This window comes from Anabaena sp. CS-542/02 (assembly GCF_028331085.1).
Classification (GTDB): domain Bacteria; phylum Cyanobacteriota; class Cyanobacteriia; order Cyanobacteriales; family Nostocaceae; genus Anabaenopsis; species Anabaenopsis arnoldii.
In genome coordinates, this window is the sequence record NZ_JAQMTM010000040.1 from 1 (window position 1) to 14,571 (window position 14,571).

The window sequence follows — 14,571 nt, forward strand, 5'->3', positions numbered from 1 at the left end:
GCATCCTTAACCGTACCATCGGGGTAAACTAGTTTACCATTAGGTAACTTAAAATCCAACTCTGGAATTAGTAAAAAGTCCTTGGGTTTGCAATATTCATTCAAAAGATTTTGAAAAGCCACACGAATAGAAGTTTCTTTACGGGAACCGCCAAACTGAATAATTTTGGCTACTTCTGCTTGGTACTGGCTAATCAAAAGTCTGGACATGGGAAACTAGGGGATATACAAGGGCAGAAATTTCAATATAAAGGATAGCTGTTAGTGATTTAGCAGACAGTTTATTAAAATTTATACAAGTGTAAATAACTTTAAGTTAGAATAACTGTCAGTTTGTCATCTACCCTAGGGTAGAGATAAACCCCCTTATTTACTCTCATTAAGTTTGACTAAAGTCGGATCAATCCCACTGAGTATGGAATATAACATTTTAAATAAAGTTAACAATCATTGCCTAGAGTATTATATGTAACCCACTAGTCCACTTTTAGTGGACTTTCGCTATCAGACGGGGAATAATGGCTGTTGATGCTCTCCCCAGTCAACAGCGACTTACCCTGGAAGCGGGTAAACCAATAAACATACAAAATATTTCGTCGGAAAATGTGCAAACGAGACAAAAAGGAATACCGCCCCTAAAAAAACCTCTTAATTACTTTGTTCTGCTATTACATATTCAATAGCCAAGTATGTGGTAGTTTATTTTTGCACAAGCTCCTTAATTTCCCAATCCACGGCAGCTATGACACTTAATTTATACTTACTGCGACATGGAGAAACTACTTTTAGCCAAAGTGGTAATTTTTGTGGTCAAACTGATGCAGATTTGACTACAGCAGGAATGGAAATGGCGGAGAGTTTTGCTAATGTTTATCAAAAATTGGACTGGTCAGCGGTTTATGTTAGCCCCATGAAGCGCACAATAGCAACGGCCAAGCCGTTTTGTGATGCTGTGGGTGTCAATATGCAGTTGCGTGACGGATTGAGGGAAGGTAGTTATGGCGAATGGGAAACTAAAAGTAAATCCTTTGTGCAAGAGAATTACTCAGAAAACTATGTCAAATGGTTAACAGAACCGGCCTGGAATGCGCCCCTAGGTGGAGAAACGGCGGTAGAGATTGCTAACCGTTCTATGTCGGTAATTGCTGAAATTCAAGAAAAACATCCTCAAGGTAATGTTTTAGTAGTTTCCCATAAAGCTACAATTCGGATTATGCTTTGTAGTTTACTGGGAATTGATTTAGGACGCTATCGCTATCGGGTCAATATTTTAGTTGCGTCGGTAAGTATGCTTAAATTTGATGTTAATGGTCCTTTGTTGGAAATATTAGGCGATCGCCATCACATACCCGATCATCTGCGCTCTCGTCCGGGAACTTAATCACAGGGTCTGGGTATAAGTTGACCTTGAAATCATACTCACTTACAAAGTGCGATCGCCGATCCTGTAGGGTGCGTTAATGAAATGTAACGCGCCATTTTTTTTATTGATGCAGCAAGATTGATGGCGAATCACTATGAAGTAAGAAAAATTGCATGAATGGTTTTTTCTTCGATGAAAATTTACCAGTTACAGCGCATTTTATCTGAGTAGGTACAAGGGCGGGCAGGATGCCCACCCCACAAGATTTATGATATTAAGGTGTGTACTTTATTTACTTGAAAAGTGCTGTAGATCCCCCCTAACCCCCCTTAAAAAGGGGGGAACTAGAGTCAAAGTCCCTCTTCTCAAGGGGGATTTAGGGGGATCTAAAAATATTTGATACACTAATCATGACTTTTAAAACATCCTCTTAGATATAATTGAAGCATTTAGATAATTTTTGCGATTCTTCAGTGCGATCGCCGATCATGAAATTTGTACTTATTCCTTTGTAAAAATAGAAATAAATCCTATAATTTGTCAGGTTTAATTGACAATAATATGTTATATTAAATAGCGTGATGACCGCTACATAAATATCAGTTGATATGATTGCTGAACATATCCTGGCTAAAGAATTCACAAGAGTCGTAACTCAATATTACCCAACACTTGGGGAATTACTAGACGGGTGTCATGTGAAAGTTATCACCTGTTTTTGGGGACGACCAGCTAGACGTTTGCAATATATAGGAATTTATTGCTGTGAAGAAATACTCCCTCATGTGCAAGCGCGAAAACATATACTCAGAGAACTAGCACATAATATGGGGCTAGTGGAAGTAGTCTGTATGAACGCGAAGCGACTGCTACGCGATCCCATGTCCAAGCTCAAGCAGACCAATCCCCGGTTGTGGTTGGAATTGCAATGGGTGACAACTAAATAGCGATCGCCAAAAATGAAAACCGGAATTTTTTGCAATTACGAAAACCATGATCAAAATACTAGTCACAGCATCTGGGAACAGGTAGCGCTAGTAAAAGAGGCGGAGAGTTTAGGTTTTGATTCAGCTTGGGTAAGTGAACATCATTTTAATGAGTTCAATCTCAGCTCATCTATGTTGGTGTTGATGGGACACCTTGCGGGACTAACTTCAACTATTCAATTAGGTACAGCAGCAGTATTATTACCATTTCATAACCCGATCCGAGTAGCGGAAGACATTGCTACTCTCGATAATTTGTGTAATGGTAGATTATTATTTGGCGTGGCTAAAGGTGGGCCGTTTCCCCAACATAATAAGCATTTTGGTACACCCATGGGGGAATCTCGCGCCAAAATGTTAGAGGCGATCGCCCTCATTCAAAAGCTGCTGTATGATGCTGATGTCTCATTTAACGGACAGTATTATCAATGCGATCGCTTGACAATTACCCCCAAACCCTTGCAGCATAGAATCCCAGTTTACATAGCCACTGGTGATGATCAAGGTATACAATTTGCGGCTGAAAATTCCTTTGGCTTAATGGGGGGGCCGCCATTCTCCTTAGAGAGATTAAAAAATACCGTCGCTAAATATCGATCTGTGAATCCTAGTGGTGCTGAGAAACTAGTATTAGCACGGTTCTTTTATGTTGGTAAAACAAACGATGAAGCAATCAGCGCCGCATTACCATTCATCCGTAAATTCAGCCAAAAAATGCAAGCCAACACGGCGCAAATCATCCAGAAAGGCTCAAATCCTCACCAAAAACCATTTGACCGCACAAATATTTGTTTTGATGAAGACTACTTAATTGAGAACTCAATTATTGGTGATGTGAGGACTTGTCGCGACAAAATCACCAGATTTCAGGACGAGTTAAATCTCGACACACTAGCGCTCAAACCCTCCTCCTTTGTTTTGCAAAACAACTTAGAGAGTTTGCAGCGTTACAACCAAGAGGTTCGGAATTATGTCTAAACTACACCAGCTTCCTCCTGATGATTTACCTCCCAGCGAGGTGACAAAACAAGATGGAATGCTGCATTTAGAGTTAGAGCGGTCTACTGGTATATGCTTTTTTCAGGCCTGCGATCGCATTACTCAAGTACTCTTATCTAAATGTCAATGGTATCTCACCAAGAATAGTACCACCCTCACACTAATCATTGACTGCCCTGACATAGTATCTTACTGGCATATAGTCAGTAATATTCCCCAGTTAGGAAACAGGCTAGAACGGTTTACCAGTGATGCCAAAATTCGCGTTTATCCTCCCTTTGGCAAAGGTACACCCTTTGAAATCAGGGTAAATGAGATTTCCGCTTATCGGGATTGGCTCTAATACCCAACCTGTCACATCATATTCACCCTTCCCCGCCCTCGGGGAGGGAATTTAACTGAGTTCAACAGAAACTGGGAGAAAATCAGCAACAGTTGCTGATAACCACCCATACCAACTTTCTAAACCCATACCAGTAGTAGCAGAAACCTGGAAAACCTGAATTTTAGGGTTAACCTGTCGCGCATACTCAATACATTTTTCCACATCAAACTGTACATAAGGCAATAAATCAACCTTAGTGAGAATCATAATTTCACTAGCGCGGAACATATGGGGATATTTTATTGGCTTATCTTCTCCCTCAGTCACCGAGAGAATCACTACCTTAGCTTGTTCTCCCAAATCAAATAAAGCTGGACATACTAAATTTCCCACATTTTCAATCATCACCACAGAATTGAGAGGGGGGTTTAACTGCTGTAAACCCCTAGCAATCATAGCAGCTTCTAAATGACAACCAGTACCAGTATTAATCTGCACAACCTTACAGCCTGTTTCCTGAATCTTTTGAGCATCATTAGCTGTTTCTTGGTCCCCTTCAATCACACTAATAGGTAACTGGTGTTTTAAATCTTGAATCGTCCGGGTGAGGAGAGTGGTTTTTCCAGCACCAGGAGAACTCATTAAATTTAAAGCTAAAATATTCCGTCCTTGAAACCATCCCCGATTCTGGGCTGCTAACAGATTATTTTTAGCTAATATATCTTGTTGTAAAGATATAGTTGTGCCATGAATTTTAGCATGAATTTGAGACTCTTCACCCTGATGATCATGGGAATGGGTAATTACACTACCATCAGGTAAAGTGTGAGTATGAGTGTGGTGATGATTATGTTCCACCTCACCTGTGGCTAAATTAGTGATTGTAATGTGAGCATTATCAGAGCAACCGCAGGTTACACACATAATTCCTCTATTTCTATTTCTTTAATTTTGAGTTCTTCACCGGTTATTAAATCTAATTCCACGCTACCACAGCCACATATACCAAAAGGTTTATTTAAACTTATTTCCGCTTTGCAAGTACGACAGCGTGCTAAACCAGGGATTATGTTAATTTCTAATATGGCTCCTACTAATACTGTACCTTGAGTACAGATGTCAAAACAAAACTCTATAGCTTCCGGTAAAACCGCCGAAAGTGCGCCAATTTCTAAAACTACGCGGTTAACTTTTGCCCCTTGGGCCTGTTCGCTCACAATGGCGACAATATTTTGTGTAATTCCTAATTCGTGCATATTTTGATCAGAGTTGAAACCACAGATACACACAGATAAAAATTAACAAATTCTCGGTAATTGTTCCCCCACTAACATATCAACAATTCTTTGAGTCCCAAAAGTTGTTTGTAATAAGACAACTCCCGGAGGTGAAGCAATAACCTCACCAATTATACAAGCATCTTTCCCAGCGGGGTGGGACTTCATCGCTGATAATACAGTTTCTGCGTGATTACCCCCTACCACCACAACTAATTTACCTTCATTAGCTAAATATAAAGGGTCTAAACCTAAGATTTCACAAACTCCTTGTACCTCTTCCCGTATAGGAATAGATGCTTCATGGACACGAATACCGACATGAGAACTCAGAGAAAATTCATTTAAAACCGTCGCTAAACCGCCCCGTGTAGCATCCCGCATGGCGTGAACTTCAGGACAAACATTAAGAATAGTTTCTACTAAACTGTGTAATGGTTGACAGTCACTTTCTATATTAGTTTCTAATGCTAATTCCCCACGGGCGATTAAAATCGCCGTACCATGATTTCCCAATTCACCATTAATAATTACTACATCTCCCACTTGGATATTATGGGCAGAAATGTTAATTCCTTCAGGAATTACCCCAATACCGGTAGTGTTAATAAATAGTTTATCCGCCGCGCCACGATGCACAACTTTAGTATCACCTGTGACAATTTGCACGCCAGCTTTTTGGGCGGCTAATTTCATACTCCCAACTACCCGGCGCAGGGTTTCCACAGATAGACCTTCTTCTAAAATTACGCTACAACTGAGGTATAAAGGTTTTGCACCACTAACGGCTAAGTCGTTAATGGTACCATTAACGGCTAATTCCCCAATGTCACTACCGGGAAAAAATAAAGGGTCTACTACATAGGAATCTGTGGTAAATGCCAGTCTATCACCTTGTGCTGTAAGGTTAGCTAATTTAACGCTGGCTTGGTCTTCTAGTTGTGCAAGAATTTGATTATCAAAACTGCTAACAAAAATATCTTGGATTAAATCCCGCATGGCTTTACCCCCGCTACCGTGGGCGAGGGTAATATGAGTATCTCTAAGTTTAGTTTTGGGGGGGTTTTGGGTTTTGTTGTTGGGGGAAATATTCATATTTAAATATTGAGTCAGCAGCAGTATGATGATTCTGCTATGGGGTTAAGGCGATTTTTTCGGCTTTTTTATTCATGGTAGCCAGTCTGCCATATTTGTAATAGGCTGCACAGGCTCCTTCGGAGGAAACCATACAGCTTCCTATGGGTGTTTCTGGTGTACAAGCTGTACCAAATACTTTACATTGCCAAGGTTTTAAGGTTCCTTTCAGGATTTCTCCACATTGACAGGCTTTGTGGTCCCTGACTTTTAAGTTAGGAATAGTAAATTTTAGTTCTGCGTCAAATTGGCCATATTCAGGACGGATTTTTAAGCCTGATTTAGGTATCTCCCCTAAACCCCGCCAATCAAAGTTTTCTCTGACTGCAAAAACTTGGTTTATGGCTTGTAATGCTACTAGGTTTCCCGCTGGTTCTACTAATCTGTTATATTGATTTTCAACTTCGCAACGATTTTCTACTAGTTGCTGTAGGAGCATCCAAATTGATTGGAGTATATCTAAGGGTTCAAACCCGGAAACTACTATAGGTTTATGATATTTTTGGGAAATAAATTCATAGGGTTCTGTCCCAATTACCATACTCACATGACCAGGGCCAATAAATCCATCTAGTTGTAAGTCGGGGTTATCTAGTAGGGCTTCGAGGGCGGGAATTACCAGCACATGATTAGAAAACATACTAAAATTAGTGATGTTCTCCGCTGCTGCTTGTAAGATGGTGAGGGCGGTACTGGGGGCGGTGGTTTCAAAGCCTAGGGCAAAAAAGACTATCTCTTTATCTGGGTTGTCTCTGGCGATTTGTAAACTATCTAATGGGGAGTATACCATGCGAATATCTGCGCCCCTAGCTTTGGCTTGCAATAGGCTAGTATGGGAACCAGGAACCCGCATAGTGTCGCCAAATGTGGCGAGGATAACGTTATCATGTTGGGAGATGGCGATCGCATCATCTAATCTTCCCTTTGGCATCACACACACAGGACAACCGGGGCCATGTATCAGTTCTAAGTTATGGGGAAGGATATCTTCAATACCATATTTAAATATAGAATGGGTATGTCCCCCGCATACTTCCATGATTTTAATAGGTTTTTCTAGCTGCTGACCAAGTTTAGTGATTTGCTTGGTTAAAGCTGCGGCTTTTTCAGGTTCTCGAAATTCATCAACGTATTTCATAAAAGTATTTTTGCTGATAGCGTAGCGTGGCGTAACCCGTAGACCTTTAATTACTCACTGCTTGAGCTAGTTCTGCTAGTAGTTGTAATGTTTCTTTTGCTTCCTCCTCATTAATCCGATTCATCGCGAAACCAACATGAACTAGTACCCAATCACCGATACATTTTTCCGGGGGATGTTCTTCATTAACAATACAAGCAATATTAACTTGACGTTTAACTCCACCGATATTAACGATAGCTAACTTATGGTTAATATCGCTGATTTCGATAATTTGACCGGGAATTCCTAAACACATTGTTTTTTTCTGTAACAATAACCATAGGGTAGCCGTACAACCTTACTTTGGGGGAAATTAACCTCAACAGCATTTTAAGGAACATTCATTAATTGTGCTGCTGTAATCACCCCCTGTCCCAATGATATATTGCCATCATTGGCAGGAAATAAATTATGTGTCAGTACATGGATACCTAAGTTTTCTAAACCTGCCTTTACCTGTGCTAATAAGATACAGTTTTGAAATACACCCCCTGTTAACGCCACCTGATTAATTACATTTTCGTGACACAGATGTTTAACTAAATTGACAATAGTTTGAGATAAACTTTGATGAAATTTCCTAGCTATATCTGATGGCTTAACTTGTTTGTGCAGGTCTTGAAGTAATTCTGGCCACATTGGTTTGGAGTCTATATAGTAAATACTATCGGAAAAATTCACCTCAAAAGGATAAATTAGAGTTTCTTCATAATTATTTAAACTCAGAGGATTAACTAAAGCCTCCATGGCGATCGCCGCTTGTCCTTCATAGCTGCATTTTTCGGGAAAAATACCCATAGCAGCTGCTACCCCATCGAATAACCTCCCAACGGAGGAAGCGAGAGGGGAATTAATTCCCTGTGCTAGAGCTTGATTAATCAGCTTTAAAGGCTTTTGCTGTAAAAATTTGATAATTTCCAAGTCAGAATATTCTTGTTGACAAGTCTCCCAAATATCAGCGCTGAGTAAATGGGCGTAGGTGTTACGCCAAGGTTGGTAAATAGCCTTTTCACCCCCAATCATAGCTACAGGCTTAAAAGTTGCTAATCGCTGAAATCGGCGATAGTCTGCTAACAGAAATTCTCCCCCCCAAAATGTACCATCTTCTCCATAACCCAAACCATCTAAAACAATACCTAAAACTGGGGGTGCATTTAAAGGAATACCATTTTCTGCCATACAAGCAGCAATATGGGCGTGATGATGTTGGATCTGATGCAGTTTAACTTTATTCACAGGTGCGACTTCCTTACCCAGTTTTGTCGCCAGATATTCAGGATGTTTGTCAACAGCGATCGCTTGTGGTTGATGTTCAAATAAATTTAAATAGAGATTGAGGGTATCATGATAGCTATAAAAAGCCCCTGCATTTCCTAAATCCCCCAAATGCTGAGAAACAATCGCCTCATTTTCCCGCAACAGACAAAAGGTATTTTTTAACTGACTACCCATTGCTAAAATCGGCGGTACCTGCTCAAATCCTGGGGGTAACTTCATCGGTGCTGGTGCGTATCCCCTAGCTCGGCGAATGATTTTTACTTGATCATCAACCACCCGCGCCACAGAATCATCAACTCGGTTGACAATTTCCCGATTGTGTAAGAGAAAATAATCAGCTATTTTACCTAACTTTTCCCTAGCTTCCCCATTGTCAATACATTGTGGTTCATCAGCAATATTCCCACTGGTTAACACAATGGGGCGATTCATCCGCCGTAAAATTAAATGATGTAAAGGCGTATAAGGTAACATAAAACCCAGGGTATTTTGCCCTGGTGCAACTGCAGGCGCAATGGGAAACTGAGGAATTATCTGCTCATCTTCATTTTCCCATTGTTTCTGATGTAACAAAACAATAGGCGCAGCGGGACTCTGTAATAATTCCCTTTCCCTGGGGTTGACTATACAATATTGTTCAATAATAGAAATATCCCGCGCCATTAAAGCCAAAGGCTTATGATCACGGTGTTTACGTTGACGGAGTTTTTGCACAACCCCCTCTTGAGTTGCATCACAAGCCAGATGAATACCACCCAACCCCTTAATAGCCACAATCTCCCCTTTTTGCAGCAAAGTACAAACAGCATCCACATCATCAAGCATAGAAAACATGGAAGCCGTCACAGGTTGACCATCAGCGCGTTCTAACCAAGCTGTGGGTCCGCAAGTATGACAAGCTACAGGTTGGGCATGAAAACGGCGATTTTCTACATCATTATACTCCTGCTCACATTCTGCACACATAGGAAACGCAGACATACTGGTATTGCATCTATCGTAGGGAATCCCACGAATAATACTGAACCGGGGACCGCAGTGAGTGCAATTAGTAAAAGGGTAACGAAAAAACCGACTAAAGGGGTCAAAAATTTCTTGTTGACATTGGGGACAAGTGGCCGCATCAGGAGCAATTTCAGTTTTAATAGAACTGCTGACACTGTGGGAAATCACAAAATCAGGAAAACTCCAATTACCCTCATAAGGTGTGCGAATCAACTCCTGAATTTTTGCCAAAGGAGGACATTCAATATATAACCGCTCCACAAAGTCAGCGATCGCCCCCTCACTTCCAGACACCCGAATTAAAACCCCATCACCATCATTACAAACTTCACCACACAACCCCCCAGCTTTAGCTAGACGATAAACAGTAGGGCGAAATCCCACACCCTGAACAGTACCACGAACTCTAATTTCTTCGGTTACCACATCTTCCATGGTTCTTTTTTTGTGCATGAGGATTTAAAAAACTCTTACTGTAACCGCCACAACAAAACCCGATTATTTCCAGAATCAGCAATTACCACAGTATTACCGCAAACCTTCACCCCATAACACCAATTTAAACTATCTCGCCCTGGTAAACCAAAATTACGGTTTTCACCTTTACTCTGAAAATTTCCTTGTCCGGCGATCGCATCAGCCATCGCCCCCTGCAATAATAAAGATTCCCGTCTTTTCCATCCTAACAACCGGGAATTAGCAGTATCAGCAACCAGCAACCAATCATTACCAACACCTACACCATAAGGCATACTCATACTACCAGCACTAGGAAAATAAACACCTTGATTCATTTCCACAACATCAAAGCTTTTTTGTCCCAAAACCACCGCACAAGGCGCATTATTTTCTGTAGGTATTCCGTCCCAAATCATTACCCGATGATTACCCGCATCAGCCACCACTAAATTATCATCCCAAACCGTAATATCATGACACCAGCGCATACTCGCAGCAGTAGGAGCACCCCCCCCATTTTCATGGCGTGATATCAGATCTGGTTGTCCCAAAACTAAATCAGCTGGTTGACCATTTTCTGTAGGTAATTCATGCCAAATTAATAACCGCCGATTTCCCGTATCAGCCACAAATAACTTACCTTGATGATAGAAAACACCATAGGGCCAGTGCATACTATCAGCTGCTGCTGAAGTACCTCCATTGGGTTCACAATGGCTAAAATCAGCTTGACCTAACACTAAATCTGCTGGTACATGACTATCTTCCGGGACATTATACCAAATCAATACCCGATGATTCCAAGCATCAGCCACCGCTAACCCGGTACCACAAGCACAAATTCCCGTAGGAACACTAAAAGTATTTCTCCCCGGTGAACTTTTAGCATTTTGTCCCTCATGCTCAAAATCCGGTTGTCCAATTACCCAGTCAGCTGGTTGACTATCTCTAGTGGGTAAATTTCGCCATCCTAATAAGCGGTGATGTCCTGTATCGGATACCCATAATGGACCGGTTGGAGATAATAAACAAGCACCACGGGGGCCAAACATAGATACCGGACTAGGTACTATAGGCACTGCTAATATTTCTGGTGTAATTATATCACCTAAAATCACCTCAGCACCATGAGGGGATAACAGTAATAACTGGGACGCAGGATTAATAATATTGATGGGTATATCCATTAACCACAGATCAAGATTGATAAATACAGGGTATTTTTTTTGAGGGAACAGGGAACAGGGAACAGGGAACAGGGAATAGGGAATAGGGAATAGGGAATAGGGAATAGGGAATAGGGAATTGGTGTGTACTTCATGAGAATGTAAAAACTGCTGATATTAAAGAGAATATTTAGGCAATTTTACAAACACTTTATCGGTTTTAATGTGTACTGGATAAGACTGTAATGGAATATCCGCAACAGTTAAACATTCACCAGTTTGTAAGTTATACTGAAATCCATGAGATGCACAAGTGAGAATGTGATTATCTAACTTACCTCTATCTAAAGGAGTTGCTAGGTGTGGGCAAGCATTCAGGTAACAGTTAACATTTTCACCATGACGATATAAAATCAGGGAATTCTTGCCTATTTTACCTGTCAATATTCCAGATGGGGGAATTTGATCCACTGTTGTCACTTTCACCCAAGTCGCTGTATCCTCCGGATAAAATGCACTATTGACAGCGGTAGCACTATGATTAACAGCAACAACTTTAGTAATTTCGGGACAATGATTTTTTATCGCCTGTTCCACACTTTGACTTAAGGTTAAATTGGAAGTGGGACAGCTGCTACAAGTACCAATTAATTTAACTTCTACTGTATCAGGTGCTTTCAGTGCTGAAAATTCTACATCCCCGTTATGGCTTTTTAAGCCTGGTCGAACTTCTGCAAGAGCAGCTTGAATTCTGTCTATTAAAGGTGCTTGTGGCGGTTTAATTAGTTCGTGGTACAGCAGAACTGAATATACTATGTCATCATCTACTGCCTGCCGCAAGGCCGATATTGATTCTTTTTTGACGGTTTTAATTAAACTGGTCAGTGCTGCTTTATGTAAATCTTCAATCGCTCTTTTTAGTCCTACAGCTACACACCTTTGGCTTTCATCCCATTGGGATATAATCGCTTCAAATCGGTTAATCTCTGTAACTAATTCTTCCAGCTTGGTCATGAGATATTGGTTGATAGTTGGTAGTATTTGGCTGACTTGGTGATATAATTATTAGCCAAGTTATCAATTTTATTATAGGCTCAGTATTTTCCCGCCCTCTCATTTAAATAAAATTTGCTGCAATTAACTACTAACCGCAGGGTATACAGATGAATACATATAAGTCATGATTCATCTGTATTTGATTAATTGCAGATAGTAGATTTATTTCATTTTGAAATCTTTCAATAAATATGGCATCATGGCACCTGTAATTAAACTAGATACTGTCACTGCTAGGTAAAAAGGGAGTGCAGTTTGAGATAATATCAATATGAGAGAACTAATACCTGAAGCCATAAGAATTTTTTGGAAAAAATCCCATGGGTCACGCAGAAGTTTACCTTTGAAAAATAATTTGGCAGATAGCCATCCCAGTTCTAACATTATGCCTCCTAATAACTGCTGAATAGGTTGAGTAGAGCAAAACTTAATAATATGGCGGGAATCACACCAGCAGGGGCAAATAATGCCCCTAAAGTGGCTGAAAATTGATAGCCAATATCTTTTCCAGCTAATATCATGGCACTAATAGCACCACTAAACATTGATATAGCTGTAGCTATCAATATCCAGGTAATTTCTGTGGTTAGGTTTAAGTTACCATCTGCTAAGTTGGTTAGTATTTCTGTCATGGTGATTCGGTGATAGGTGTAAGTAAATTCCCAACTAATCCATAGTTACGCGCATTTGTGCTTCTATATCTTGTATAGCTTGCGTAACAATTTCTGCTTGTTCTTGCTGTTCGTGTTTGGTGAAAATTGCCCAAGCTTCTTGATAGTAATTATATGCTTGGAGGAGGTTTTGAGGATTCCCTGATTCTGGCTTTTCTACATCGTCGGGTAAGTTGAATAAGGCGTTGGCTTTATTCGATATGGTGTTGGCGTATTCTAGGGGGGTGTCTATGGGGTTACGGACTTTGAGGGCTTCGTCATAAGCTGCGATCGCCCGTAAGTTATTATCCACAGGATGGGAACTGACTAAATATTGCAAAGCATTACCCAAATTGTTTTGCAACATGGCATATTCACGAGGATGGTCAATTAAGTTAATGTGCTTTAATGCTACTTCAAAGGATTGTACTGCTAACCCTTGGCGTAGGTATTCTTGTTGTGAAGCCATGGGCATAGACAAGTAGGCGATCGCAATATTATTGTATAAAATTGCGTATTCCTGTGGGTAATTATCCCAAGTAAACACCTGCAAAGCCTGATGATAGGCTTGGATACTGTCCGTCATCCGTGCCAGATTGAATGGTACTAACGACTGCAAAACCAGCCCCAGATTCATCTGTGCCTCTGCCACTTCTTCCGGTAATGCTAATTGCTGTAAAATTGGCAAAGCCTGCTGATAATTTGCTTTGGCTTCTAGCAGCAGTTGAGAACCGCCATCAGGTATACTTTGTAACGTCCCTGCCATCCCCACCAAAGCCCTGGCTTGCAATAGGGGGTATTCCTCACCACACATCTGATAGGCTCGGTAATATAGACCCATTGCATTGCGTAAATCTTGGGCGGTTTTGGGCTGCTTATGAAAGCCTTGAGCCATTTCAATCAGCATCTGGATTTTTTCTGCTACTGTGGCCGACTCCGAGCCAATAGCTGCGATCGCAGCTTTTACTGCTGAATCTGTAATAGTGGGGTTCATAACTGCCGTGATTTGGTCAAAGCCCATTAGTGGGTAAATTTATCAACTCGGCGGATGTACACAGGTTTAAAATCCCATAAATCAACACTTGGCAATTAAGCCCAAAATCAAATCCAAGTAGGTAAGAATGAAATCGGCGCTATAGCATTTCCCATGCTCGTGAGGTACAAAGTTTTTTAGTTTTAGGGAGCAGGTAACGAATTAGTGTGTACTTCATTAGACACATCAAAAAGCTATAGATTAGATTAATCTATCTGGAAAATTTAGAAAATCAATTCTTTTACCATAAGGCATCTGTTGAGCAAAATCAACCGGTAAATTGCCAATATTGATATCACCTTTAAACACCTGAAATATTTATAGAATTTCCCATGATCGTGAGGTACAAAGTTTTTTAGTTTGAGGGAACACCGGAACAGGGAACAAGGAATAGAGAATAGGGAATTGGTGTGTACTTCATGAGCCTGAAAAAGGCTTTAATTTACAAACCCTTTGATCTGATTTAAGCAGAAAATGACGGGCACCGATGCCCAACCCACAAGATTTATGATATTTATTTACTTAAAAACTGCTGTAAAAGGTATTTGTACGTTGGTAACTTCAAGAGTATATTATCTTTTGATGAAGAAAAAATAATCAATTCAAAAATTAAATTATAATAATAAATATTGATAAACAGGTGATACTCTACAAGTCTCAT

General features: G+C 40.5%; 16 protein-coding genes. 4 read left to right on the plus strand and 12 right to left on the minus strand.

Features of this window, described 5'->3' with window-relative positions; all coding sequences use genetic code 11:
* Positions 1–209 (minus strand): hypothetical protein (locus tag PN447_RS03570; RefSeq protein WP_271760885.1); only part of this gene is annotated, 209 nt, incomplete at its 3' end.
* A 532-nt stretch (positions 210–741) separates the two neighbouring features.
* On the opposite strand from PN447_RS03570, the gene PN447_RS03575 reads away from it, so the two are divergent.
* From PN447_RS03575 to PN447_RS03590, 4 genes are all read left to right on the plus strand, one after another.
* Positions 742–1,380, plus strand: a complete 639-nt coding sequence (locus PN447_RS03575) for a histidine phosphatase family protein (RefSeq protein WP_200988015.1) — start codon at positions 742–744, stop codon at positions 1,378–1,380.
* Positions 1,381–1,970: 590 nt separating this feature from the next.
* Positions 1,971–2,309, plus strand: a complete 339-nt coding sequence (locus tag PN447_RS03580; RefSeq protein ID WP_271760887.1) for a hypothetical protein — start codon at positions 1,971–1,973, stop codon at positions 2,307–2,309.
* A gap of 12 nt (positions 2,310–2,321) precedes the next feature.
* Positions 2,322–3,326: an LLM class flavin-dependent oxidoreductase gene (locus tag PN447_RS03585; protein ID WP_271760888.1), complete on the plus strand. Its 1,005-nt coding sequence runs from the start codon at positions 2,322–2,324 to the stop codon at positions 3,324–3,326.
* The gene (locus tag PN447_RS03590) at positions 3,319–3,690 is read left to right on the plus strand and encodes a hypothetical protein (protein WP_271760889.1); all 372 of its coding nucleotides are present in this window, start codon (positions 3,319–3,321) and stop codon (positions 3,688–3,690) included. Before PN447_RS03585 ends, PN447_RS03590 begins: the two co-directional genes overlap by 8 nt.
* A gap of 51 nt (positions 3,691–3,741) precedes the next feature.
* Here PN447_RS03590 and hypB read toward each other — a convergent pair whose 3' ends face one another.
* The 11 genes from hypB to PN447_RS03645 all read right to left on the minus strand — a co-directional run bounded on the left by hypB (position 3,742) and on the right by PN447_RS03645 (position 13,871).
* The gene (hypB, locus tag PN447_RS03595) at positions 3,742–4,596 is read right to left on the minus strand and encodes a hydrogenase nickel incorporation protein HypB (RefSeq protein WP_271760890.1); all 855 of its coding nucleotides are present in this window, start codon (positions 4,594–4,596) and stop codon (positions 3,742–3,744) included.
* Complete coding sequence (gene hypA / locus PN447_RS03600) at positions 4,587–4,928, minus strand: hydrogenase maturation nickel metallochaperone HypA (protein ID WP_271760892.1); 342 nt, start codon at positions 4,926–4,928, stop codon at positions 4,587–4,589. Before hypA ends, hypB begins: the two co-directional genes overlap by 10 nt.
* A 42-nt stretch (positions 4,929–4,970) precedes the next feature.
* Positions 4,971–6,044 (minus strand): hydrogenase expression/formation protein HypE, encoded by a 1,074-nt coding sequence (hypE, locus tag PN447_RS03605; RefSeq protein ID WP_271760894.1) that lies wholly within the window; start codon positions 6,042–6,044, stop codon positions 4,971–4,973.
* Between the two features lie 37 nt (positions 6,045–6,081).
* Positions 6,082–7,221: a hydrogenase formation protein HypD gene (gene hypD, locus PN447_RS03610; protein ID WP_271760895.1), complete on the minus strand. Its 1,140-nt coding sequence runs from the start codon at positions 7,219–7,221 to the stop codon at positions 6,082–6,084.
* A gap of 46 nt (positions 7,222–7,267) precedes the next feature.
* Complete coding sequence (locus PN447_RS03615) at positions 7,268–7,519, minus strand: HypC/HybG/HupF family hydrogenase formation chaperone (protein ID WP_271731954.1); 252 nt, start codon at positions 7,517–7,519, stop codon at positions 7,268–7,270.
* A gap of 74 nt (positions 7,520–7,593) precedes the next feature.
* Entirely contained in the window at positions 7,594–9,972 is a 2,379-nt protein-coding gene (gene hypF, locus PN447_RS03620; RefSeq protein ID WP_271760970.1) for a carbamoyltransferase HypF, read from the minus strand.
* A gap of 44 nt (positions 9,973–10,016) precedes the next feature.
* Positions 10,017–11,192 (minus strand): hypothetical protein, encoded by a 1,176-nt coding sequence (locus PN447_RS03625; protein ID WP_271760897.1) that lies wholly within the window; start codon positions 11,190–11,192, stop codon positions 10,017–10,019.
* 156 nt (positions 11,193–11,348) lie between these two features.
* Entirely contained in the window at positions 11,349–12,185 is an 837-nt protein-coding gene (locus PN447_RS03630; protein WP_271760898.1) for a NifU family protein, read from the minus strand.
* A 204-nt stretch (positions 12,186–12,389) separates the two neighbouring features.
* Entirely contained in the window at positions 12,390–12,611 is a 222-nt protein-coding gene (locus PN447_RS03635; protein WP_271731960.1) for a hypothetical protein, read from the minus strand.
* An 8-nt stretch (positions 12,612–12,619) separates the two neighbouring features.
* Positions 12,620–12,859 carry a hypothetical protein gene (locus tag PN447_RS03640; protein ID WP_271760900.1) on the minus strand — a complete coding sequence of 80 codons (240 nt, stop codon included), beginning with the start codon at positions 12,857–12,859 and terminating at the stop codon, positions 12,620–12,622.
* A 34-nt stretch (positions 12,860–12,893) separates the two neighbouring features.
* On the minus strand, positions 12,894–13,871 hold the full coding sequence (locus PN447_RS03645; RefSeq protein WP_271760902.1) for a hypothetical protein: 978 nt from the start codon (positions 13,869–13,871) through the stop codon (positions 12,894–12,896).
* Positions 13,872–14,571 lie beyond the last annotated feature (700 nt).